The sequence below is a fragment of the Paenibacillus sp. TSM33 genome (genome assembly GCF_056099025.1).
The window spans coordinates 102,999-128,004 of sequence record NZ_JBLZXB010000023.1; the positions used below are offsets into that span (position 1 = coordinate 102,999).

23 protein-coding genes are annotated in these 25,006 nt (G+C 43.3%); 5 read left to right on the forward strand and 18 right to left on the reverse strand.

What is annotated here, in order from left to right:
- Window positions 1-161 precede the first annotated feature (161 nt).
- The 3 genes from ACN6NF_RS23770 to ACN6NF_RS23780 form a co-directional block, all read right to left on the reverse strand.
- Window positions 162-500: a DUF2294 domain-containing protein gene (locus ACN6NF_RS23770; protein ID WP_474319932.1), complete on the reverse strand. Its 339-nt coding sequence runs from the start codon at window positions 498-500 to the stop codon at window positions 162-164.
- Between the two features lie 424 nt (window positions 501-924).
- The gene (locus ACN6NF_RS23775) at window positions 925-1,221 is read right to left on the reverse strand and encodes a hypothetical protein (RefSeq protein WP_474319934.1); all 297 of its coding nucleotides are present in this window, start codon (window positions 1,219-1,221) and stop codon (window positions 925-927) included.
- A 39-nt stretch (window positions 1,222-1,260) separates the two neighbouring features.
- Window positions 1,261-2,721 (reverse strand): lipase family protein, encoded by a 1,461-nt coding sequence (locus ACN6NF_RS23780; protein ID WP_474319935.1) that lies wholly within the window; start codon window positions 2,719-2,721, stop codon window positions 1,261-1,263.
- Between the two features lie 78 nt (window positions 2,722-2,799).
- On the opposite strand from ACN6NF_RS23780, the gene ACN6NF_RS23785 reads away from it, so the two are divergent.
- Entirely contained in the window at window positions 2,800-3,147 is a 348-nt protein-coding gene (locus ACN6NF_RS23785; RefSeq protein WP_474319936.1) for a hypothetical protein, read from the forward strand.
- Window positions 3,148-3,398: 251 nt separating this feature from the next.
- Here the strand turns inward: ACN6NF_RS23785 and ACN6NF_RS23790 are convergent, their stop codons facing one another.
- Genes ACN6NF_RS23790 through ACN6NF_RS23835 form a run of 10 tightly spaced genes read right to left on the reverse strand, consistent with a single transcriptional unit; the run spans window position 3,399 to window position 15,378 of the window.
- Window positions 3,399-3,545: a hypothetical protein gene (locus tag ACN6NF_RS23790; RefSeq protein ID WP_474319938.1), complete on the reverse strand. Its 147-nt coding sequence runs from the start codon at window positions 3,543-3,545 to the stop codon at window positions 3,399-3,401.
- A gap of 28 nt (window positions 3,546-3,573) precedes the next feature.
- Window positions 3,574-4,968, reverse strand: coding sequence for a hypothetical protein (locus ACN6NF_RS23795; protein ID WP_474319939.1), 1,395 nt, complete (start codon window positions 4,966-4,968; stop codon window positions 3,574-3,576).
- Between the two features lie 21 nt (window positions 4,969-4,989).
- Window positions 4,990-7,017, reverse strand: a complete 2,028-nt coding sequence (locus ACN6NF_RS23800; protein WP_474319941.1) for a polysaccharide deacetylase family protein — start codon at window positions 7,015-7,017, stop codon at window positions 4,990-4,992.
- 17 nt (window positions 7,018-7,034) lie between these two features.
- Window positions 7,035-8,102: a hypothetical protein gene (locus ACN6NF_RS23805; protein WP_474319943.1), complete on the reverse strand. Its 1,068-nt coding sequence runs from the start codon at window positions 8,100-8,102 to the stop codon at window positions 7,035-7,037.
- 41 nt (window positions 8,103-8,143) lie between these two features.
- Window positions 8,144-9,517 (reverse strand): N-acetylglucosaminidase, encoded by a 1,374-nt coding sequence (locus ACN6NF_RS23810; protein ID WP_474319945.1) that lies wholly within the window; start codon window positions 9,515-9,517, stop codon window positions 8,144-8,146.
- Between the two features lie 25 nt (window positions 9,518-9,542).
- Window positions 9,543-10,991: an NADase-type glycan-binding domain-containing protein gene (locus ACN6NF_RS23815; protein ID WP_474319947.1), complete on the reverse strand. Its 1,449-nt coding sequence runs from the start codon at window positions 10,989-10,991 to the stop codon at window positions 9,543-9,545.
- The gene (locus tag ACN6NF_RS23820; protein ID WP_474319949.1) at window positions 10,988-13,834 is read right to left on the reverse strand and encodes a phage baseplate assembly protein V; all 2,847 of its coding nucleotides are present in this window, start codon (window positions 13,832-13,834) and stop codon (window positions 10,988-10,990) included. Before ACN6NF_RS23820 ends, ACN6NF_RS23815 begins: the two co-directional genes overlap by 4 nt.
- A 50-nt stretch (window positions 13,835-13,884) precedes the next feature.
- The gene (locus ACN6NF_RS23825; protein WP_474319951.1) at window positions 13,885-14,262 is read right to left on the reverse strand and encodes a DUF4280 domain-containing protein; all 378 of its coding nucleotides are present in this window, start codon (window positions 14,260-14,262) and stop codon (window positions 13,885-13,887) included.
- A 14-nt stretch (window positions 14,263-14,276) separates the two neighbouring features.
- Entirely contained in the window at window positions 14,277-14,789 is a 513-nt protein-coding gene (locus tag ACN6NF_RS23830; RefSeq protein ID WP_474319952.1) for a hypothetical protein, read from the reverse strand.
- Window positions 14,773-15,378: a hypothetical protein gene (locus tag ACN6NF_RS23835; protein WP_474319954.1), complete on the reverse strand. Its 606-nt coding sequence runs from the start codon at window positions 15,376-15,378 to the stop codon at window positions 14,773-14,775. The genes ACN6NF_RS23830 and ACN6NF_RS23835 overlap by 17 nt, the downstream gene beginning before the upstream one ends.
- Before the next feature lie 369 nt (window positions 15,379-15,747).
- On the opposite strand from ACN6NF_RS23835, the gene ACN6NF_RS23840 reads away from it, so the two are divergent.
- Window positions 15,748-16,932, forward strand: coding sequence for a GAF domain-containing sensor histidine kinase (locus ACN6NF_RS23840; RefSeq protein ID WP_474319955.1), 1,185 nt, complete (start codon window positions 15,748-15,750; stop codon window positions 16,930-16,932).
- A 131-nt stretch (window positions 16,933-17,063) separates the two neighbouring features.
- On the opposite strand, the gene ACN6NF_RS23845 is transcribed toward ACN6NF_RS23840, so the two are convergent.
- Complete coding sequence (locus ACN6NF_RS23845; protein ID WP_013373589.1) at window positions 17,064-18,020, reverse strand: nucleoside hydrolase; 957 nt, start codon at window positions 18,018-18,020, stop codon at window positions 17,064-17,066.
- Window positions 18,021-18,234: 214 nt separating this feature from the next.
- Between ACN6NF_RS23845 and ACN6NF_RS23850 the strand changes: the two genes are divergently transcribed.
- Window positions 18,235-18,828, forward strand: a complete 594-nt coding sequence (locus tag ACN6NF_RS23850; protein ID WP_474319956.1) for a hypothetical protein — start codon at window positions 18,235-18,237, stop codon at window positions 18,826-18,828.
- Between the two features lie 77 nt (window positions 18,829-18,905).
- On the opposite strand, the gene ACN6NF_RS23855 is transcribed toward ACN6NF_RS23850, so the two are convergent.
- Genes ACN6NF_RS23855 through ACN6NF_RS23865 form a run of 3 tightly spaced genes read right to left on the reverse strand, consistent with a single transcriptional unit; the run spans window position 18,906 to window position 22,423 of the window.
- The gene (locus ACN6NF_RS23855) at window positions 18,906-19,514 is read right to left on the reverse strand and encodes a pentapeptide repeat-containing protein (RefSeq protein ID WP_474319957.1); all 609 of its coding nucleotides are present in this window, start codon (window positions 19,512-19,514) and stop codon (window positions 18,906-18,908) included.
- Between the two features lie 37 nt (window positions 19,515-19,551).
- On the reverse strand, window positions 19,552-20,061 hold the full coding sequence (locus tag ACN6NF_RS23860; RefSeq protein ID WP_040102632.1) for a MarR family winged helix-turn-helix transcriptional regulator: 510 nt from the start codon (window positions 20,059-20,061) through the stop codon (window positions 19,552-19,554).
- Entirely contained in the window at window positions 20,051-22,423 is a 2,373-nt protein-coding gene (locus ACN6NF_RS23865; protein WP_474319959.1) for an ATP-dependent DNA helicase, read from the reverse strand. The genes ACN6NF_RS23860 and ACN6NF_RS23865 overlap by 11 nt, the downstream gene beginning before the upstream one ends.
- Window positions 22,424-22,591: 168 nt before the next feature.
- Between ACN6NF_RS23865 and ACN6NF_RS23870 the strand changes: the two genes are divergently transcribed.
- Both ACN6NF_RS23870 and ACN6NF_RS23875 read left to right on the forward strand, forming a co-directional pair.
- On the forward strand, window positions 22,592-23,668 hold the full coding sequence (locus ACN6NF_RS23870; RefSeq protein WP_474319960.1) for a diguanylate cyclase: 1,077 nt from the start codon (window positions 22,592-22,594) through the stop codon (window positions 23,666-23,668).
- Window positions 23,669-23,802: 134 nt separating this feature from the next.
- Window positions 23,803-23,976 (forward strand): aspartyl-phosphate phosphatase Spo0E family protein, encoded by a 174-nt coding sequence (locus tag ACN6NF_RS23875; RefSeq protein WP_013373596.1) that lies wholly within the window; start codon window positions 23,803-23,805, stop codon window positions 23,974-23,976.
- Between the two features lie 63 nt (window positions 23,977-24,039).
- Here ACN6NF_RS23875 and cidR read toward each other — a convergent pair whose 3' ends face one another.
- Window positions 24,040-24,945, reverse strand: coding sequence for a cidABC operon transcriptional activator CidR (cidR, locus tag ACN6NF_RS23880; RefSeq protein ID WP_474320293.1), 906 nt, complete (start codon window positions 24,943-24,945; stop codon window positions 24,040-24,042).
- Window positions 24,946-25,006 lie beyond the last annotated feature (61 nt).

The following is a 25,006-nucleotide window of genomic DNA, read 5'->3' on the forward strand; positions in this document are numbered from 1 at the left end:
TTATTCTGCACACCTTATGACACAAAAAAGAAAAGTACTCTTGTAAAACAAGAATACTTTTCTTCGTAAACAAAGAATAAGTTGATCCCGCTGCGCGTTATAACAGGTTCTCCCCTCAGATAGATCCGAAGCGAAAAGCCAAATATCCAATTTTATTAGGATTATTTCAGTATGATGTTCGTAATGGCCCACTGCGTTGCTGAATCATAATCGCGCAGTAAAGCTTCTATATCGAGCTCCATATCCTCAATCAGCTTCTCGCGAAGTCTCTTCTTATACAGCATGGACATTCGGAAATCCACTTCCAGCTTCAAGCCGGGGGCTTCCACTTCCAATGCCGCCGAGCGTGGAGAACGCCGGTGCTTCGCTACAAAGGTAACAATATTGTTCTCAACGGTGGCCCGCAACAGCGTGGTCCCGAAGCCGAACAGTTCCTTTGAAACTTCATTGTAAATCTGGCACATCCGCTTCTTGCTTTCGTTACTGTCGAGCAGCGTCATGAACCCACCCTCATCAGCATATTACGTACAATCAATCTTTTAACACGATAGATTATACATAAATATGCGATAAATAGCAAACAAAAATCCCTGATTCAATAACATATACCGCGAAAAAGCGAACAATATGTCGAAGTTTGTAGCTTTGCGACATTTTTATACTCACTGATCTCAAAAATCTCGGTTTAGATCCATCCTACCAAAGGACCGATAACAACGAAAGGAAACAATTGAATCTCAAGCTGCAGACTTCAAGATTACTATCGCCGCATTCCGTGAGATATTTTTTCCTTCTACTTATATATGTAGTTTTTATGTACACACAATTAAACCGTACCCCGCAGAAGTCCCCTAGCGATAGTACGGTTCTTTGAAGTTATGTAGCTAGCCACAACAGCATAAAGTTAGCTATGATATACGCCTGTTACCATTGTGCAGCCCGTTTGCGTCTCTCCTCACGCCGATCAGCTTCTTCCATTTTGCGAATATAACGTTTCAACTGCTCTTTATGCTCATCCAACTCGTGTATCCGTAATGTGGTTCCTTGGAGAAACGCCTCCATTTTGCGTGTTAATTCAGCAGCTGATTCACCCCGCCAGTCTTGCAGACGACTATATATATTTTTCATCTGTTGCTCCTGATGCTGAAGTCTTTGCTTTAGCTGCTCGCACTGCTGTACAGCCCTCCGCAGATCCCCCAGGCTCAAAGATATTCTGCTCATCTCTTTCGCCTCCCGTTGTGTTCTTCCAGCTGCTCTTTCTTATTGATCCACCATCGTAAATTCCTGACCCTTGCGATCGATGTACTCTGCTATCTCTGTAATCGATTCCTGATACCAGCGATTAATTCGATCTAGTGTCGCCGTAGCACTATGCGCAAGCGGGGTCAAAGACTGACTTTCACTTGTTCCGATATGAGCCTGAAATAACTGAATGGACGCACGGGTATCACTGGAAAATCCATGCAAGCTAGAACGCATCTGATTAGCCGCATGCTTTAGCTCTTCAGGTGTTAATTGAATTGTACCTCCATTTTTGTTACCTACAAAATAAGCTCCACCATTAGCGCGGCCATTTTGTTGGCCTGCTCCCATCAAATTCACACCGAGTGCATTAGCAGCAAACTGCCCGAAGGCACCCAATTGTCCCCCGTAGCGTTCGACCAAATCGCCCATGACTTGCTTGAGCTCTGCCTGCGCAGCCAGCATTTGCTCGTACGCCTGCACCCGCGGATTTCCTTCTACCAATTGTCCATCCATGGTGTACAGCGGATTGCTAATATTGCCGTTCTCATCAAATGCGAAATGATCCATGCTATGCGTAGCTTCTCCAAATACTGAATTATAGAACTTCGTAATCGGATCTTGCTGCATCATGGGCAACGTAATCGGGACATAAACAATGGGAGTCCATTGGGGTCCCAAAAAAAAGTTGGCCCACTTATTTTCCCTTTTGACTGGTAATGAAACAGGAACAGTGATTTTGGCTCCATTAGCTGTCTTATAATCATTGTCTATAAAGTAGGTTGCACCCACATGTGGCTGTGCATCATTAACTCCCGAACCAATAGTATCTTTCGGGTTGACATAAGCGACATTCGTCTTTCGAAAATCGCCATTTTCTACCTTCTTTTGAAGATCATCCGGTAATAGATGTACAATGCTTGGTGGATTATAACTGACGGATGTCAGTCCATTCCGCACCGCCACATATTCTGCCTCCGCTCCTCCTAAAGAATGGCCTGTGGTCGTTATCTCAGCAGAGGGATACTCTTTTTTTACAACATCATATAGATTTTGAGCTTGTGTAAATTGATTATTCTGATACTTTTCCTCATATTGAAGAAATGCAGTTTGCACTTGTAGTGGGAGTTTAGCCACCTCTTCCTTATTATTTTCATAATAATGATGGACTTCTTCTAACGTTTTCGCGCGTCCTCCGACGACATCGCTGAAATCCGTTCCCCAGTCCATCGCCACGCTCCACTTGGGCCGATCCGGAGGTTCTGTCCCCCTATAACCGATGATCACCTGATTGGTTTTTTCGTTATGGAATACGGTCGCATCGAATCCCGAACCGTTCGTGTCATGCAGCATAGCTCCTTCGGGCTCAACAATCTTCCAATCAGGAAGAATTCTGCTTTTAGAATCTTTAGCAGTCAACTCCCGGTCATACACTCTATCTGCAATGGTCCAATATGTTTTGTCGTTAATGTAGGTCAAGTTATTCCCACCTTGTCTATTGTGTAAATATATTATAGAGTTATGAAAAAAGGTGATTACCAGAAGGAGAATTGTAACTTGAACAGAAAAATCCCACTGATTCTGGCACTTATTTTAATTATTATGTATTTAGGAGGTTGTTCCAGCTTGTCCGACAAAGAGAAAAAAGAATTAGTAGACGTCGCCACTCCGATCGGCGTGGAGTTTATTAAGGAACACTATAATGCTGATTTTATACTAAAGGATTATGCTGTGGATGATCCGGCTGTCCACTCAAGAATATATCTGTATGGGTATATTAAAGGTCACGAAGACAGCAAAATCACTATTTATTACAGTTATAAAACCAAAGAAGTAATCGACGTCTCTGGGCCAGATTGGTTTATCGACAGCGAAGTTCCCAAATACAAGACCCCTTCTTCTTGAGAAGGGCTATTATAAATGTTAACGTCTAATTTTTCCCAAATTAAGAAGTAGTATAATTATAGTGCATCCTATTTACGAGTGATATAGCCGAGAGGAAAAATAAGTATAAAGTCATTGGATTCAGTATTTCTGGTCATAGTACATAGTTTATGCGGAATAGGTCTTTGTAACTGTATGTTAGGTGAAAGTTGCACAGATGAACATAGAAATAAGGCTCCTAAGGAGCCTTATTTACTCGTTGCCTGACACATTTACCGTTCTTCACTTTGGGTGCGAGGCTGATTTACATGAATAAAAGGATATTCACCTTTGCTTATTTTACGTTTCCATTCTTGAACCATATCTTCCTGGGTCGGCGTTTTCTCATTCACGATTGCTCCTGTAGTTACTTTAGCCATGCTTTTCCCCCTCCCTTGGTGGTTTTATTTACTGCGTCTTTATCTTTTCTCCAGTCATTTTGATGTTTCCGTCCATTTCGACCAAACTCGTTTTACATTTTAAACCGATGGCATCTTTGGCTATGACTTGTATGGTGTTACCCGCATTGAGTACTAGGTTTCCGTCAGCCTTAACACGGATGTCCTTTTTACTCCGCAATTCGATGCCATGGTCATCTAGCAGTCGAATCACTACTTCATCGTCGTTCCCCGTGATTAAAATTTCATTTTTCTCAAATATAATGGCTTTGCGGTACTTGGTCATAAAGATCTTCGTGGACGGGTCCTTAATAAAGTCGCCCCCTTTGGATCTCTTGCGGATTGAATGAGTTACGATGGCGTCCTTTTCTTTAGCGGTCGGAAAGTAAATGTCTACAAAGTCAAACAACTCCGGCATACAGTACCATCCTGTATTTCCTTCCGATGTATAAAATGTAGCCGTTGGAAAAGCGTAGGTTTCCTTTACGTTCGGCTTGACCTTGTCCATTTCGTAAAAGAAAACCTTCACATGATCCTGCTCGATTCCAATGACCTTGGACTTCAACGAGATGCCACGAATGCTCTCATTTACAATCAAATCCTGCTTCATTCCATCCGCTGTAGTCAGCACATACTCATGCCACAAAGCACTATGACGTATAAACGCCACAGACTGCAGGACGTATAAAGTTTTCCCTTTAAATTTAACCTCCGCCCCAATTTGCAGTAGGACATCTTTGGCTCCTGTCGTTTGCACTTTATAATACAAAAGGTTGTCGTCCTTGCCGGAACCTGGTTTGGTTTTTCTGGTCATGGAGTAGTTATACTGTTTGAGCTCCCCTTGATTCACACCATCCGGTAATCCAAAATAAAACTGAGGTTTTTCTCCAATCGAATCAGGTATCAGTCCCCAACCGAGTCGAGACGCTATACGCTTCAAAAACGACCAGTCTGTTTCATCGAATTGCATCGTAAATTCCTGTAAAAGCTGATCTTTTAAGCGGCTCGTACAATTGGCTTTGGGATAGAATTTGAGCACATGTTCGAGCAATACTTGCAGCTTCATCTTTACATTTTGAAAAGTTTGTCTATGAAGCACTTCATCCAGCTGGCTTGTATAGGATAGAGCTTCGACGACCAAATGGGCTACATTGGACACCAACTTGATTCTAAACTGCGCGACTAATCCTAGAAATAATACAATCTGTTTATGATCATCATTCACATAAGATACAACTAACTTCGCCCCTGCTTCCATATGATCTGTATATTCTTCCATTTGGGCACCCGTTAACACACCTGTCAAAAAGACTTTCACATGCTCATTCATTTTCTGTACAACTTTAACTTTCGGGTTTTTAAGAGATAAAACCGTCCCGTTATACTTGATGATTGGATATCCCATGTTACCGCTCCCTTTTGTCGGTTAATTTACGTTTATCCGTTGTTTGCTTACATATTGAACGACATCTTGAATGGTTTGATTATGTCCCTGATCGTTAAGAGTCTCATCTAATGCAGGGATCGTGGTAAAAGTTTTATTTTTTTTCTGAAAATAAATATCCGCTATAGGGAATTCATCAACTCTACCAGGCCCATGAATCCCGTTGTCAACATCGGCAATGATGATAACATCCTTCAATCCATCCTTATTCACATCCTTGAAGGCCACTGCTTCTACTCCTCCGTAACGTGCAACCCACTCACGGTTCCCGTAGAAATTGGGGAATGAATATAGAATATGTCCTTGGTCATCCAGTAGGAAGAAAAAGAATTTACGAAAACCTTCTGGATACCCATATGTGGATACAAAACGTACTTTTCCAAAGCCTTCAAGAGTAGTTTGAAAAGACTGCGACTCTTCAATTTCATATTGGTCGGTATCCAATTTTTCACCGCCAACTGTGGAAACAGACTGATCCTCAACAGAACTTAGCTCACTCCATAGTTCCTCATTCTGCCTGATATTCTCTGGAATTTGTGCAAAATGAATTTCATACTCCGCATGATCCCCTACTACATGAGCCATAGGCACACTCATCCCCAACGAATCATTTGTGAGATAACTAAACGATTCCATTTCTACTTCCGCAAGCGAACCTTTGGTTACATCTGCGTTGGCTAACAATTGCATCAAATCATCTTTTGTGAAATCACCGATTAATCCTTGTTGCTCCGGCTGAACAGCTGTAATCTTCCCGCTTTTTATAAGCTCAATAAAAGGTTTCTCGACCTTTACCAGATCCCTCAATCTTATTCTTGAAGCCTGCTTCATATCCAGGTTCGTCGTATAAAACATATGAGTAGGATAGGCTGCGTCCTTCACATAACGAATACCCTTATATTGAACGCTCAAGAATCGTTCACTTTGTCGTTTGATCTCATAATCAATTTCGACATGAACTCCAGAATTGGAATCCGCATAGTTTTGTAACCCTTCTAAAGCATCAGTCTTAAGAATTTGGTTTAAAGATTTTTGCTTTGCAATATCCTTGAGTTTTGTAATTTGAGGGTATTTAATCACGATCCCATTTTTTGAATACTTCTCTCGAGTGAGCTCATAGCTTTGCGGTTCACCATGAGTATTCGAGGCGATGCTATATTCGGAATCAATACGGACTTCTCCACTTTTGGAGAACTCAATGATAAGGTTTTGTTCAGAATCATCACTGTTTATTAAGAAACCATCGCCGTGGTCTAAAACCTCGATACTCATGCTATCATGTTGTCGATTCTCGATAATAATAGGCTCATTCGTATCCTTGTTCAGTTCCCACGCATCCGGGAGCTTTATCTTACCTACATCTATACTTTTCTGCGTCCACTTTTGTCCAGACAACTCCCACAAATCAATAAATACGGGGTCTGGATGATATATGGAAACATGTCCCCCTAAACACAACTGTATTCCTTGGTCTGAATCTCGAACCACAAAGTCTGTAGTCAATTCTGGCCCGCCATCCTCAATCATCTGGGCGTGTACAAGTTGCTTCGAACTCCACCACTGAATAAATGTGTATTTATCTCCGATCGTACCTGTCAGCGTTTTAGGTGCTCTATAATTCATAACCCTAACGTTTAGCTGCCCACTTTTTAACTGAAACGATTTTGTTAAGATAGTGAGATTGTTATCGAATTTTTCTACTAATTCTCCATCCTTCATCTCTACACTTTCTGGCTCGTTTAACAACAAATTAAGTTCCTGTGTGAACTCCTCAAGCTTGTTTTGTCTGATATCAGAATCCTTATTCTCATCGTTGACTATACGAAGTTTTTGAACTAACGCATCCAACATTTTCGAATAAGAAATCGTTTTAACGTCATTTTGGAGAGAAAGCGCATGATTTGTTTCTGTTGCTGGAGAATCCTGTCCCTTCATGCATCCATTCAGCACTACACAGGAAATGAGTAATAACAGCACGTAACAAATTCGCACATACTTCAAGTAACTCATGCTGGAGATCACGCTTTCTACAATTTATCGTTCATCTCTATACTCATAATCTTCCACTTGCCTGACTGCTTTTCTAACGTGAAAACAAGTCCTTGGTCTTTTTTCTCTTCACTTGAATTACTTCTTACTAAAAAGGTCCGCTGATTAGCCTCATTAGCAATCTCTTTTATGTTCAGATCTAATCCCGTATAGTCCATAGCGGAAAAATCTATGATATCTTCAAAATGATTTTTCGGGCTTGCTGACAACGCAGTGAATTCCGCCATTTCAGGCAAGTGTATCAAGAAGCGATTCATAAGATAATGATCTTCCAAATAATTTTGAATAATATCTTTGGGAACCGTGGGATATACAAATTTTTTATTTCCATTCTCGTATAGTACTTTTGTTTTTTCGGGTCCGGTGCTGTCGAATTTTTGATATGTTATTATCATATGTTGTTGAATATCCTGAAAACGGTAGTAACTCACATCCTCAAAAACACCATCTTTATTAATGTCCTCTAGCTTCCTGCTCCCTTGCCCTGTTGCTTCTGGATAACTGTAATTAAGGTTGTTAATTTGGTTATGGTTCAAAGCAAATATAGAGAAGCCTTCTGCCTCATTCACTTCGCTAGTGGAATATACTACGATAAACTTTTGTTCTGTTTGACCCAGCTTCATGATCTTCATGTCTATATTAAGATGTGCAACTACAATTGGGTCCTCTAATTTACCAATGATGTGATAGCCAGCATCCTCCCGGACTACAAATACATTGTCAATCCCCCCTTTTTCTAATCCAAAAGCAAGCACGTATTCCGCCTTTCCATCACGGTCCAAATCTTCTTTTAATACTTTTTGAAGCTGCTCATTTGGGGGTTGAATTTTTTTTATAAACTGATCTAAGGTGTTAGAATCTTGCACATTAGTTTTCCCAGTATCCTCCACAGTAACTTTACTATTACCTTCCGTTATCTCAGGACTAACAACAGTCGATGTAGATGGTTTAGGAGCGATACTTTTTACCTCGGCCTCTTTATTCACATCACAACCACTAAGAATTAAAATAATTAAAACAAGCACAAACAACTTCTTATTACTCACACTTTCCCTTCTTTCAAATTCCCTATTTTATAATAACTTGATTACCTTGATGAAGCCTGTGTAGGTTCAGGACAAGCCGTTGCAGGCATATTCTTATATACGGGTATTCTAAAAGTAAGAGGTGCATCTACGGTTTTAAGACCCTTGGAAAAACGATCTGATTTTACATAAGCATCCATAATATTCGTGGCATACTGCTTACTAACAGTTCCGTTATTCCTAAAGGAATTTACATTCCACTTTAAGCTATAAAGCGTATCTTGCCCTGTTTGAATATACTTTCTATAAATCCATTTACCTCCGCCGATTATTGCACTATCGACGGAGTTCCAGTTTTCTGACTTAGCTTTTTTTGCACCATTTTTGAGTGCACTCCCATCGTTTGCGCCAATGCCATACATATTGTACCATCCGATATATCCCGGAACCTGTCCCTTACCTAAAGTTGAAGTTCCACCTCCTGATTCAACCATGGCTTTTGCTGCTAAAAATACTGCACTCGCTTCATTGCCACCTGCCTTTAGGAATACATCCCCTTTATTAGCCAAGCTCTTGCTTAGCACTTTATTAACAGCTTCTTTATTTTGGGTGTTCTTATCATACTTTCCCGACAAAAATTGAAATACACGAGACTCAGTCAAAAAATTACGCGGGTCTAAAAAATATGAAACTGCCTTAGGAGAAGCAGCGTTATATCCTCTATCATATTTGAACTTAGGGTCTCTCCAAGATGGTGAATATCCATATTTGTCTACTTCCGTACACACCAGTCCATTTTTCATTTCTGCCTTGAGAAAACTATTAAAATCTACATTCGTTTCTTCTGCTATAAAGCGCCAAGAAGGATGCTGCTTGTGTAATTTTAATAGAGCTGGCCTGTATGATTCCGGAAATTTAGCAAGCTCAGCTTCAAAGCTATCATTTCCTGATTTATCAGGAGGTGCTTGTTCAGTTTTAGAACCATCCTTTGATTTATTGGTAACTGGTTCTTTTGGTGGTTCTTTAATACTAGTATCGATCAGCCCCAACTTCTCTCGAATGGCTCGTCCCGCCTTCTCAGCAGCTAACTTTTCCCTGATATTCCCGCTTGCCTCTGCAGTCATCCAGCGGATTGTTTCTTTTTTCATTTCCTCTTGAGCCCACTTGGGGAATGTGGCCATTTCACGGAGCTTGCTTCGAAGGCCTTCTGCCAGCTTTTGCGCTTTACGCATGCCGACTTCGTCACCATTGGCCTGAGCGATATACCAATCTTCTTTGTATTTACGCATCCAGGACTGGGCCCATTCGGGGTAATTCAGTTTCTGTTTCTTCTGTTCTGCCACCAGATCAAAAGCCTGTGCTTTTCTGTGTGCATTAGCGGTTGTTAAAGCTTTCAACATAGGGGTTGCACCAAACGTTGGCTCTTTCCATTTCATAGGCTATCTCCCTTTTGTAAGAATGCTAGAAAAGCCGTATATCAGAAATGCATGTATCCTGATATTTTGTTCCACGTTCAACTGATAAAATCGTAAGTTTGATAAATGAGGTATGAATAGGCTCCTTAAATTTTTTACGTGTGTTAAAATCATTCATTTCTAAAGAGGAACCATCCGAGAATTCCAGTTTTAGTTGTTGAACTCTATTATTCTCCCGATAACTTTTTCCAGACTTAGCATATCCATTAATAATTTGGATGCCATTTACCTTTTGTAAAGAGCCCAGGTCTAATACTATTGTTTCTCCTTCCCCGTTGCCGTTCACGCCTTCACACCATGCAGTAGATGAATCTCTATCTACCAAATTTTTGGCATCATAAGTTTGCATGCCTTTACTTGGCAGAGTCGATGAAGCTTTAATTTGATGCACTTTTATCTCACTTTCATACTTAGAAAAGTCATTAGCGGTGTAAAACCACTGCACAGGTGTCGCCATATTTTCATTAATTATAGTGATAGATGCGACTTTACTTTCTAAACCTGTATTTATATTCAGTTTATAGTTGGATGGCGAATCTAACTTTTCGAACCATACCTCCGAACCATCTCGAGACATTAAGGGCTGATCCATCCCTTTGCCTAAAAGGCGCTTCTCTCCACTATTTAAATTTAACAAATACGTTTTATTCACAGACATGGAGTCAATAGAGTAGATTAATTGATTCTTCTGAGCCCATTGGTTGACTATCGCCATACCAGAATCTATATGAATTTTCTTAAGGATTCTATAATTTGATATATCAAATATGACAATATTCTGCTGGCTGTCGGTAAAACAAAACTGGGTACTATCTGGTGAAAATTGTCCTTGATGAATGTCATCTATATCTATAGAACTTCCATTTGATTGAATAGCTCTTGATTGTTTCGTTACAGTATCATATATATACGTTTTATCTTTGTCCTCATATAAATAATTGGTTAAATCAGGAGAAATTACCGGACGGTTATAAGGCAGCTTAAATTCATTGACTTTGTTACCTGAATCCAAATCATAAATCTGTACTATTAATTTCGCTTCATTAAATAAATCCAATACGAATGCGACTTGACTCCCATCTTCTTGGATTCTCCCTACATCCACATAGGAATCTCGATATTTGTCTTTATCCTCCTTCGACTGTAGAAGACTAATCAGTTTCTCGGCACTTAAGAACCGTTCGACTTTTGCCCCTTCCAACTGAACTAAATATGTTACAGGATCTTCTTTGCCTTCTTCTACCGTTAAAGCCCACTCTTTCTTGTCATTCTCTTTAGCAAGTTCCGCTTTATCACTTTTATTAGATGATGCCACCCTTTCTGAAACTACACCTTCCGTTTTCGAAGAAAAGGAGGTGGGGTCTTTTGGAGAAGCATTACATGCTGACAACATAATTAAAAAAAGAATGACTAATATGTTTCTGATTATCTTCACTTTGTTCTATCCTTCCGATCAAGAATAGCTAGCCCTTGTACAGGTTTAGCGTCTTCATTTAATGAGTTCTTCACCACGCCTACTGAACTCAGAAATCTGACATACTCGTCTTTATGAATCGTTATACAAGCTGTCGAAGTAGGTTTAGGCTTTTTATCAGCACTATAGCCCTGGTGTATATTTACACCGTCTGCTGTGCACTCTTTTTTTTGACTTCCTTTGGTTGCTGGAACTGGTGCACCATTCCGAATACGCAAAGCAGGATAAGTACTCAAATGCAACCCGCCTACAAACTCATAAACTCCATCTTTAACCGTTTTATACTTGCTCTCATAATCAGGAAGTGTGCTGGCATTTTTGCTTGTATACTTAATCTCGCCGTCTATCACCACAATTGCCATTGCTCCATATCGACCTTCCGGGTGGTCTTCTTGTTTATAACTATAAGAACCATCCCCTTCAAAGAAAAACACAAGCGGTGCTTTACGATTCGAGGACAGCTTCTTTTGAATGATACTGTTATTGGTATAATCGTTTACTCTGTACAGAGCCCGGGCTTGATTACCTTTTATGCCTTTACTACTTATATAGCTTTCAATCTTTTTCACCGCTACCAATCCATCTTTATAATCCTTAGGATCTAATGGCTTCGTTTCCTCTTTCGACGGTTTATCAGGAGTAGTCGGCGTCTTCTTGCCCGGTTCCGTTTTCGTTGTTGGAGCTGCTGGCGTTGCAGCCTTATTAACCTTAGGCCATGGAAGAATACCATTGGCTACTTGATGCAGGTATACGGCCAGTACATCCCGACCATAGCCCTTATTCTCCAGGCCGTATTTTTTCGCAAAATCATGCAGTGCGGCGCTAAGCTCTTTATCCCAATCGCCTGTAGTTGGTAGCTTGTACGAGAAGCTGTCTGGATACTTTTTGGCAAGCTTGTTCAAATTCTCTCTGGCAAGCAGGCTGTTCACACCATACTTACTACGTAGGGCAGCCGCTTCCTTAGCAATAGCCTTTTGATCGGCAACGGTCAGCTTATGGGCCGCATCTGCGTATTGTCCGGACAGCTCCTCCAGCCGATTCGCATCCAGATAGGATTTGGCTGAATGACCACGAATCAGCTCGTTGATTAGCACGTTGTCACGCAGTTGGTTGGCGAGAAGATGCATCTGCTTTTGCTTGGCCTTGTCGTTTGCGCCATGCGCTTCCCACCATTGGGACGTGTATTCATGCATTTGCGCTCTGGCCCAGGCAGGCATACGATCTATTTCTGCCACCTGCTGACGCAATTGCTTGGCCTTGGCCGCTGCTTCCTTGGCCCCCTTTTTGTCCCCTGCTGCCACGGCCTTGTAGTAGTCGGCTTTGTACTGAAGCAGCAAATCCTGTACCCATTGTGGATATCCCTTCCCCTTCAATTCTTGAATCAGGGATTGATAAGCTTTCAATTCGGCATCAGGCACCTGATTTTTCATGAACTTACTAGCCTTGATATGAAGTGTTCCATCGGTTCGGATATAGCTGGTTTTGCACGTCAGAGATATTTCGCGAGTAGCGGTCATCTGTACCTTTTTGCCATGCAGCACCAGGTCTGTATCGGCGTGAAAGGTAAGATCGTGATGACTGTACACGTGAATACCAGATGCAGGATTTAAGCGTACAAGTATCTTGTCTTTCTGGGTGGAGAGGGCCAATTCCTTATCATCGAATCTCGCCACTTTTTGTGATTTGGTATGAAGCAGCTTTTTGGATGGCTGGCTGATTTCATCTCCTTTGTAGTCTCTCTTACGCACAGATTGAACTACACGAGCTTCCTTTTCATTGTTGGATGGAAAATACAAATGGACATGATCCCCAAGCTCGGGCATGCAATGCCAGCCGATCCCATCACCGGTATACATAGTGGGGTAAGAAAACCAGCACCCTTCAGCCTTGGACTGCGTGGAATCTACGGACAAGTGAAGTTTAACGGATTCGTTTTCGCTATTTAATTCAATAACTTTCCCTTCAATAGAAGCACCTTTAATAAACTGATTATGTATAACCTCCCTCGAAATGCCCGCTTCTGGAACGAGAACGTAGTCATATGTCATAATGCCCTGCTTCATCTCTGCATGAATCTGATCAATAACCCAATGCTTTCGTCGAAACAAGACCACATCTCCAAGTTCAAAACGTTTCGTGTCCTCCACTTCAGCATACGTATACTGGGGGCCTGACTTTGTTTTTTGGAGGGAAAAGTTAATGCTGCTCAGTTCACCTTTCACCTGTTCTTTTGAGGTACCTAACCATAGTCGCGGAAATACGGATGTAATCTCGGCAATCAGTCCAGTGTGCAGATGAGAGGCCATCCTTTTCAGAAACTCCCAATCACTCTCCCCATACTGAATAGTAAAGCCGCCGAGCTTTTGGTTGCTGTCTGTCAGGTCAATAAAATCGCCGTGTGGATAGCTATCTATGAGCTCCCGAAACAATTGATAATACGTCAAGTTGCTGTTTTGAAAAGAACGATTTTTCCGTTGTTGATCCAGCATATATGTAAAAGAAGCAGCCTCTATATACATGTGATATACGCCATTTTTGAATCCAATTTTAATATCAGTGACGATTCCTTTAAAAATGTTAATTGTACCTCGATCTTCATCCGTCTCGTATACCTCTAGCACATCCTCATCATGCGCTAAACCATCATATTTCGCATGATCCTCATCCGGTATGAGAGCAGTGATGTACACTTTGCTGTGCTCATTTACCTTCTGTGTCAATTGAACATCCAGCAGATGGACAATTTCATACGGCGCATTCACTCTAATATTTCCATAAGTCAGCACAGTTTCTGTCAGTCCCATCTTACTCCCCCCCCATTTGTCTTAACATGTGATGTTTCTACAATGAGTAGCTATTCCTGCCCATCTGACGTGAATGAAATTTTTCCGCACCACATGCATAAGTTCGTGGAGCAGCTCATCAGAGCCGGAGATTGATCCACGTATACATCCTTCTTTCCATTCAACCAAGGTATAGACACGCTCGGTATGCAGGGTTGCGGAATGATTCTTCCAGAATTACCCTTGTTAGCAGAAGAAACTGCAGGATTGTGCATACTACGGCACATGCCGAAAGATGGGATATGCGTCTGCGGGTGAAAATCCTGAATATTCCCCTGCAATTTATCACCAATACTAATCCCCCTGTTAGATGAAACACTAAACCTGCCCGAATGACTTCCATAGGTACACTGTATGTGTGCCCCGTCCACTACATAGCTCTCACTCATGATCGGATTCTCCTTTATATAAACGGCCTCTCCGTATCGACCTTTTGTAATTTCAAGCCTGCCAGATTGAACTTCAACATACATTCAGCTACATCTAGATCCACAATGATATGATGATTGGCATGCTGAACCCTGAATATCTTATGATTCTCGACTGCATATTCATCTAAAATGATTTTCTTCAGTGTACCGTCCCTATGATACTCGCTACGTGGTGATAAACACATCAGGCTAGGCGGATGAGCCAGCCAATACCTCGTTTGCTGCATATGCTGCATATCAGCAAAAACAATCAGCTTCCAGCTTAATCCGGCTTGATAAATATCGAAGATTTCCTTTAGTTGCTCAGAAACAATGGCTACCGGTTGCTCTATAAAATCAATATAGTCCGCATCGCCCGATACATAACATTGCAAAATAGACTCTTCATCAGTACATGATGAGCGTTCTGCCCACCCCAACATTTGTCTACGATTTATCTCTACTGGCAACATATACTCTGTAATACGATTATCCTGTTGAATCATGTAGTACTCCATAAGCTGTTGGATACACCACCTCACTGATTCCTTTATACTCTCCTATTCTTATTTCCAAATCGTCCTCGCATTTCAATGCCTTGAATTCGGGGAGTTGTACAGCCTGCTGTATAGCATCTTTAGCTAATTTCAAAATGTATTGATGGAATTCCCACGCAGCCTGAAGTACAAATCGCTCGACATCCGGCTGAATAACCTTGTTCATATAAGGTTTTCGAAGCTGATTTAGTTCGTCCTGCAATTCTGCCAACAAGCTGAACGCCCAGCCTGCATCATAGGTTCCACGATAAGGTAGAGGATCGAAGTACCAATCCCTACCATACACCTCGATGACATAGTTATAGTTGCGATCCATCAGATATGTGCGCCGCATAGAATAGGTAATATATCCGATTCTTATTTTGGACATTTCTGCAGAATTCGCTTGCAGGCAGATCAATTGAAAGGACTGGATAAAAGAGAAGATGAGCTCTTCTTTTCTGTGCTCATATAAAACCGCTACCTGAAGTAATTTATTATTCAACACATCTTCCGCATAGGTCTTATGGAAGTGATCTAGGGCTTCCAGTCTATTCATAATTCCACCTCTGAACCTATTATATAGAATATTTACATGATATTACTGGTCCTATCCTCCTATTTAATTACACTTTTTTCATATGATGAGATTGTAAACGAATGTATAAAAACCCAAAAAAATATTTTATGATTTCATAAATGTGTATTCGTATACCCCATACCTCTCAAAAAAACTATAGACCAGACCTAGGAGATGAAGGTTTGTGCAAAGGAATAGGTAATTCGAAGTAGTAAGACTCAGGTTTATAACGAAATAATGATGTATAATTAAGGATACGCTCCAACAATACATTCAGAGGAACAGGAATGGGGTACACAAACTATTAGAGTTTTGATAACCACCACTTTGCATCAGGATTGGAGACACATGACTACTTCACCTACAGGTTTTTATAATAGTATTCAAGAAGCTACTGCGCACGTCATTGATGTGCTGAGTGATATTTTACATGTAAATACCATTTTTATTGCCGCTAATGATGGGGTTACCAATGTGATTGTAGATTCATTTAACCGGGAAGAGGTACTGGTTCGTAATGGAGAGAAACTTCCTTTTGAGCTTAGCTATTGCAGTCTGGTGCTGAACCATTCCGCCGATTATCTCACCATTTCGGAAACGTCTAATCACCCGCACACACGTGATTTAGAGGTGACTAAAACTATTGGAAACCACTCGTTTACAGGAATCCCTATTCGCATGAAAGATGGTCAGGCTTACGGAACCATTTGTGTTTTGGATGCGCCATCTGCACATTTGACAGAAACGGAAATAAAGGCCCTTCAGGCTATGGCTGTATTTCTGGGTTATGTGGTGGAACTGGAAAAAGACAAGTTCGATGCTGAAGTCTCTTCCATGAGCAAGCTGGATTTGATTTCTTCCCTGAGTAATAAAATTCGGTTTACGCTCACTGAAATATGGGGAGCCACGGATCTCATGCTAACCACGGAGTTAACAGAGGAACAACAGCAATATATGAGTATCATGGAGTCGAGCAGTCGCTCACTTATGATGCTGCTGAATAATATTTTGGAGTATAGCAATATTGAATCCAGACAGATTGATGATCTTGAGGACCCGTTTGACCTGAGAACGATGATGGAAAATGTGTTGAGCTTGTACACAGAAGTAGCTGTGCAACGAAATTTAGAATTAAAGCTGGATTGGAATCTTACCGACTCGCCTATTTTTATCGGGGATGAGGCTAAAATTCGGCGTATGCTGATTAATTTGTTGGATAATGCAGTGAAGTTTACAAGCACAGGATCAGTCATCTTATCTGCAACCACTCAATCTGTGACCGATGCGCCTGAGGTTGAATTGGAAGTGCGGGTGAAGGATACCGGAATCGGTATACCTCCGAATAAGCTAAAATTGTGGCTTGAGCATGACCATGGGTACTCTCACTCATATGACAATCTCGGCTTGGGTTGGCAGATTACCAAACAGCTGTTGAAACGAATGAATGGTAAAATGACAGGGATTAGCGAGCCTGGTAGAGGGACGGAGATCACGCTCCAGTTCACTCTAAAAATATACCAGGAGTCAGCCTGAACAAACGGTAGGCTTGCAATCATATTGGGCCAATTAATAAAACCCGTGACAGATAGCGTCACGGGTTTTAGCTATGAATATGCACTAGGCAGTATGATCACTGTATGCCACACGTTTGTGGATAGTTGGGCTTAGTAACGTTTGGGAGCAGCCTGCTTGGCCAAATCCGCCATATACGTAAAGAAGGCTTCCGGGTCTGTATCATATACCAGGTTCACAGGGCGTCCATCCGCCTGTTCCACCGTTCTGCCCTGACTTGGGCCTTCTGCGATAACGCTGCAATGCACCGTCTTTTTCTTGACAATATCCGGGCGCCCTACGGATGCAGTAGTCAGTACATCCCACAGGTAATATGTTGAGTTGGTCTCGCTATACACGAGCGGAGGACATCCTGCGTAGCAATTGCCCAGGAAATCAACGCCTTCATATCGGCGCTCGGCAGCCCAACGATTGCGTACTGCTGGAGTTAAAGGCACTTTGCTTGTGCTTTCCAGCGCCACCAGATCAATCGTGATACCGCTTTGCCATACCCGATAGGCCGCTTCCGGGTCCCAGAACACATTCCACTCTGCAGTACCGTCATGCTCCGGCTCCTCTACATTCCCTTTTTCAAAGGTGCCGCCCATCCATACCAGCTTTTCAATCTTGGCTTCAATATCCGGTGCTTCATCCAGTGCCCGTGCCAGATCGGTTAGCGGTCCAGTGAATAGTAACAGCGTTTTACCTTCAGCTCCGCGTACCTTTTCAATTAGATGCTGATGAGCTGGCAGGGATGAAAGCGGTGCTTCCATTCGCCCCGATTCATTCAGCACAGGTAATGCATCTACATAGAAGGAATGTAAACGCCAAGCGGCAGGAAACGGATTTTTACCGCGTGAATTAGACTTGGCGACTTCAACAGGCCCTTTATTTTGTCCAAAACGATCAATAATTTTACGGCTGGCATCCGTCGCCGGCTCCAGGTAACCGTCTGCTGGAATAACCGATACTCCGGTCAAATGAACCTGTTCCATCTGAAGCAGCATAAACAGGGATACTAGATCATCCACTCCACCATCATGATTAAAATAAACATTTGTCTGACTCATCTGTCTCTTCCTTCCTTTATCCCCGTAAAACAGGCTTGTTCTTTTATCGGCAACCATCCTTCATTATGCCTGATCGCTACACAGGAGTAAATGTGTGATAGTACGTGCATCAGGGACTTTTTTATCTGCTCCATGCTTAAAAAAGGTAGAAATGTGTGTAATAACAGGGTAGAGGCATGGGTCCTAATCGGAAGCGTAGGAAGGAGAGATGCATATGACAGACCGAACAATAGAAGAGTTGGAGCAGATCCGCAAAGAGTGTAAATCCATGGTGACGAAAAGGGCTGCAGCTTCAGGAGGAGCTGTATTGGTCCCCATTCCAGGGGCTGACGTTCTTGCTGATGTCGGCATTTTGATGCAGCTACTGCCTGCCATTAATGAAAAATTCGGATTATCTGAGCAGCAGCTGGAGGGTCTGGATGCAGAAACAAAGTCGATGGTGTATGGCTTTATCACTTCAATTGGCAGCAAGCTAATCGGACGACTCATCACCCGAGAAGCCATCGTGAAGATTTTGCAGAAAATGGGCATTCGCATTGCCACCAAGCAGGTTAGCAAGTTTGTCCCTCTACTGGGGCAAGGACTAGCCGCAGCGATTGGCTTTACTGCAATGCGGACCATTGGCAACCGGCATGTTGATGAGTGCTACGAAGTGGCCAAACGCCTGCTGGAGCAGCAAACTGCCGCAGATACGGCACGCAACTGGACGGTACCACAGCAGCCTCTAGATCCCGTGGGAGTTGATCAGTTGCCAAATCAAAATCCGGAAGCAGCGATTCCGCTACTGCCGGTATCCCATAAGGAATAATTTTCCATTCTTAGTATTCCTCCATTTCTCCAGCACGGGGTAACACAGGTCGAGACAGCCCCTGTATCTCCGTGCTTTTAACCATCTATCTTGGCTCCATAGGAGCGGGCCACTGCTACTGCCTGCTCGATATCTATCTTCGCTCCGGTGATGTCCAAATCTTTAAAATTCACGCCATCCATCTTCGCACCGCGCAGGTCTGTTCCTTGAAGGTGGGCTTTGTGCAGCCTTACCCGGGTAAGATCCGCCTCGCGCAAATCTGCCTTTTCCAGATGGCATTCGGATAAATCAGCTTCCTTGAAGCGTATTTTTCGCAAATCCTGTTTTCTTAAATCTGCATGACGTAAGTTCGTATAAGACCAGTCTCCGCCCGTAATCGTGATCCCATCCATATTTGCCCCTGCAAAGTCTGAGCCTACCAGCTTACAGTTATCAAACCGGACTACAAACAGATTCGCGCTGGTGAATAGACAATTGGTAAAAGCGGACTCCTTGTAGTGAGATGCATTCAGAATGGCTCCGGTAAAATCACAGTCCACAAAAGTACAGTCTTCCACAAGGGACTCATTCATCTCCACACCCCGAAAGCGACATCGGGTAAACTCGCAATTTCTCCACTCGCCTTCTCTGGCATCCATTGAGCCAAAATCACGGCCTTCATAGACCTCATCTGTATAAAAGAACATGTTCTCTCTCCTATTCCTTATTCCCGACATCAAGGATTCAGCTTTTCGGCAACGACCGCTCAAAACCGCCTTTCATTTTCCCCAGTAAACCCTTCATCATCTTATGATCCTGCGGCGTAAACTCAGACATGCATGACCGAATCAGCTTCGTATAATAAGGGACTATCTTGCTTAACAGTTCTCGTCCTGCCTCTTTTAATCCGACAGTCACCATCCGTCCGTCACTCTCATGGGCCACACGTTCAATCATGCCATCTCGCTCTAATCCGTCGATCAGCCCCGTCATGGTCCCCCGCGTGACATCCGCTTTTTCCGCTAACTCCGATGGTGTCATGCGATGCGGCGCATGACAATGCAACAGGCTAAGAACGATAATCCGGCCCTGAGAAGCTCCCAACTTGGTCAAATCTGTATCCATTTCTCTGAAAATACCGTTAGCCAAGCGCGCAAATGTCACAAAAGTCTCTATATTATCTACTTCGGCATCCTCATGTCCAAAGCTACGCAGCACCCCGCGTATGGAGTCATTATGAAAATTAAAATTCATAGTCCATCCATTCCTTCCTTAAACCCGCTTGTTCCGTCAAACGGTAGCTTTTCCATTCATCTGGCAGCAAAGAAGCATACGGCTCCTTGGCAAAACGATCATCTACCAGGACCAACAGCCCTTCGTCATCCTCTGTGCGAATAAGTCTGCCACCTGCCTGAAGGACCTTGTTCATCCCCGGATATACATACGCATAGTTGAAACCATTTCGTCCCTGTTCCGAAAAATAATCCCGCAGCACATCCCGCTCTGCTCCAATTTGCGGCAAGCCGACACCGACGACCACCACCCCGTTTAAGCGATCACCCGGTAAATCGACACCCTCAGCAAACACACCACCCAGTACGGCAAAGCCGAGCAGGGTGCGCTCTTGCTCAGGCTGGAAGGTGTCCAGGAACCGATCACGCTCCGGTTCGGTCATACCTGGACTTTGTACCAACGTATCTGCAGACACGTCCCGAAGCATAAACTCCTCGTATACCTCTCGCAGATACGGATAAGACGGGAAAAATACAAGGATGTTCCCTTTCCGCTCCGCAACCAATCCAGCCAGCAGATCGGCAATCGCGCCTTTGGAACGCTCACGATCCCGATAACGGATGGAGAGCGGCAGCAGGCGTACATCCCATTGCTCCTGATGGAAAGGGGAAGGGACCTGTAACGTATAGTCTTCCTCGCTTGCTCCGAGCATGTCCCGGTAATAAGCAAGCGGTGTCAATGTCGCCGAAAAATATATAGTTGAGCGGTAGTTCTTTACAGCCTGTCCCAGCAAGTGCGAAGGATCGAGGCAGAACAGCTTCACCCTCACCTCACTGCGACCCGCTTCAATATAAGTAACGTAACGTTCATCGTATAAAGCAGCAATTCGCAGCATATTTTGAGCGGTAAAATATGTATCCAGAAGCAATGCATAAGTCGTCCCCTCACTGCTTGCGCGACTTGTACTGCTCCCCGTCACCAGTTCACGTTCAGCGGCCTCCACAAAAGGCACCAACAGCTCCAGCAACTCTTGCGGTGCTGCTGTTTCCACTGCTTTCCCTGTATCTGCATGCAACTTGCGCAGCGTAATCATTTGTGCGTTCACTGCACTCGCAGCCGCAGCAATCTCCGGGCTTAGCAACTTAAATTCTCTTTTCAGTTCCAAAAAAGAAGATTTCAGGATTTCCGCCGAAAACATGTCCCGGCCGCGTTCCACCAGATTATGCGCCTCATCCACCAGCACAACACCTTTTCGCTTATGCTCCTCCAGCAATCTTTTTAGAGAAATTCGTGGATCAAAAACATAATTATAATCACTGATTATACCATCCGAGGCATACGCCACATCTAGTGAAAATTCAAAGGGACATACCTTATGCTTGCGCGCATAACGCTCGATCACCGACCGTGTCATTAACGTCTCATTCGCCAAAATATCGGACACCGCACCGTTGATCCGGTCGTAATAGCCCTCACACATGCTGCATGCTCCAGCATCACAATCATTTTCATCCTTGAAGCAAATTTTATCCTTTGCTGTCAACGTTACCACATGCATGTGCAGCCCTTGGGCCTGCATTCGGGCATAAGCCTCTTCAGCCGCTGTCCGAGTGGTGGTACGAGCCGTTACATAATATACTCGCCTAGCCAGTCCTTCGCCGATCGTTTTAATCGCAGGATACAAGGTGGATACCGTTTTACCGATACCTGTGGGTGCTTTGGCAAACAGGTTAACTCCTTCGGCAATCGTCTTGTACACCGAACCCGCTAGAGTTCGCTGACCTGAACGATACGTGTCAAAAGGAAAGTCTAACTTAGCAATACTGGTATCCCTCTTCTCCTCATGTGCTCTCAGCAGAAATGCATACGGTGCATAACCAGCAATCATCTCCTGAGCGAAAGCTTCCAGCTCTGCAAAAGATAACATCCGTCTGAAACGGCGAATGTCTTCACTATGTGCTTGTACATAAGTAAGTTGAACCTGCATGGAATGATGCTGCTCCTCACGAGCAATCATATAGGCATACAGAAATGCTTGTGCCCAGTGTACGGGTTGGCCGTCCCCCTGGATATCTTCGAGGGGCTGAGAGATCGATTTAATTTCATCAACCGTCCATACGCCGTCCAGCTCAATCAGTCCGTCACAGCGGCCTTCAATGATAAACAATTCGCCCTTATACAAAATTTCTGTACGTAAATGTACCTCTTTGCGTTCATGCTCCTTGTAACCCTTTTGGATAACCTGATGCACGCGAGTTCCTTCCTGCATACTGCTATTCGAACGAAAGCCGCTCTGAATGCTGCCACTTCGATGCACATATTCCACAAGTGGACGCACCGAAATGTGAATTGGTTCCTTCATACGATCACCCGTTCCGGTCATAGTCCTTACACTGTACCACGTAGATCAACGAAACGTAAGGGACATAAGCATCGTTTGTATTCGATTGGTATTCATTCAGATCTACTTTTTACCGAAATATAGAAACGAGGCATTTTACTTTATTCCCAACGATACTACAACTCACATTACAGCATAAAGGACAGGGACATGTTAAAAGAATTAATTAACAATTTTGCGTTATTAACAAGCTTCTTATTCTTTGGAAATTTATTATCCCGGAAATATGAACGTTACCTGACAAACCACGCACTCATTCATCAGGTAATGAACGGTTTAATGCTGGGCCTGTTTGGCATTCTGTTAATGATGACCGGTTTATGGATCCATGGGCATTTTGTGGTGGATCTGCGCCAATTGGCGATTATCATATCCGTTTATATGGGAGGATCGGTATCCGGACTACTGACCACCCTGATCATAAGTCTGTACCGTATTTACATCACTGGGGGTTGGACAGATGTTTCTCTGACTGCTACTGTCAATTGCTTCATGACATTAGTCGTTTCACTTATCTTTATTCGAGAAAAAAAGCTAACACTCAGCAAATGGATGTCAGCTGTGCTTGGAGCTGTCGTTGTGTCGCTGTTATCTACTTTCTTTGTAGCTAATCCTCCCAATTCGGAATCTATTATAATAATCACAACCGTGAAGATGCTTGGCGGCTTGTTCACTTATTTTATGATGTCTCATATCAAAAAAACAGAACGGGCTATTCATCTGCTGGAAGAAGCTGCGAACCGCGATCATTTAACCGGGTTATACAGTCCTCGTGCTTTTGATGCGCTGTTCGAAGAGGTACTTCATGCTTCCAAGACTACAAAAAAACCCTTTGGACTTGTAATGCTAGATATTGACCACTTTAAAAAAATTAATGATACGTATGGCCATTTGAACGGAGACACCGTCTTAAGCCAACTGGGAATTCTGTTAAACCGGGAATCTACAACGAGAGCATACCCCTCCCGTAAGGGCGGAGAGGAATTTGCCATTTTACTAGGAGATTGTGATACCGAAAAGGCGGCAAGCTTTGCTGAGAAGATTCGGAAAGCTGTGGAAAATGAATGTTTTCTCTTGAATGACGGAACCATAATCTCTTTAACCGTATCCATCGGAGCAGGCAGTTCTCCTGTCATTGCATCAAGGCACTTACTGGAAAGGGCAGACGAAGCATTATATGAAGCTAAACGGTCAGGACGCAATCGGGTAAAGTTGGCAAAACCATAATTATTAGTCGCTAAATGTCAGGAAAGCTGGATTAATGTTAATAAAAAGTGGTAAAATGGAAATAACATCGTTATCAAAAAAACTGCTGCCGCTAGTGGAGACATGCCTTACAATCGACATGGGGGGTGGGCTTTGTGAACCTCGAACAATTGGAAAAACTCATGGAAAAAGAACGCCGTGAACTGAATCGCATGGCTGACTTGCACGGATTAAGAGATGAACGTGTATTGGACAAATCCTCCAGGCTTGACCGTATTATGGACAAGTACCTTCACACCAAGCGCGCAATCAACCAAACACACTCATAGAAGCAAGCTACATCGCTGCCCCTCAGGGCAGCTTTTTTATGATGTAAGCCGCACCCGTCCTTCTCACCGACGACTTCCGCCATATTCTGTCCGCAACAATCGCTGTGTGAAGGATATCCACTCTCTGGCCGCAAAGGACAGATAGCGATCATTCCGCCAAATCATCCCCAAATGCCAAGGAATAACAGGGTCAACGAGCGGAAGAACACGCAATCGTTCGGAATCCAAATCCCGGCATATCGCCTCCGGCAATAATGCTACTCCCAGGTTGGCAGCAACCATTTCGCTGATCAAATCCCATTGAGAGCTTTCGTAGACTACACGCGGCTGGAAGCCGGCACGAACACATTCGGCAATGATACGGTCATGCAGCGTAAAATCCTCACGGAACAGCACAAATGCCTCCTCTGCTAACGCAGATAGCGGCACCTCCTTGCACTCAGCCAATGCATGCGTAGGATGAACGAGCAGATTCAGCTTTTCCTCCACAAATAGAAATGTCTCGAACATATCTCCAACCGGTGGCAGCACAATCACCCCGATATCCAGCGCGCCAGCTTCTACGTCCTGCTCCACTTTCTTCGCTCCATCCTCGAACAATTGAATCGTCACATCGGGAAAGGCCTTGTGAAACTCACCAATGACACGCGGAAAAAAGCTAGACCCGACCATAGGAGGCAACCCGATGCGGATATGTCCTTTTTTCAGGTTCATCAAATCACTCAGCTCCGAGGATAAGCTCTGAAAAGACTTCACAATCGCTTGCGCTTGAAGCTCAATGATCTTGCCCGCATCCGTCAGTACGATTCTTTTGCCAATACGATCGAACAAAGTAACTCCCAATTCTTCTTCCAGGCTTTTAATCGTCTTACTAATCGTCGGCTGAGTAATAAACATGCTCTGGGCTGCCTTCGTAAAGCTACGCAACCGCGCGACTTCCAGAAAATATTGCAAATGTCGGATATCCAAAGCTACACCTTCTTCCATAGACAAACGGAATGGACTTCATTCTTTATATGCATTTTACTCA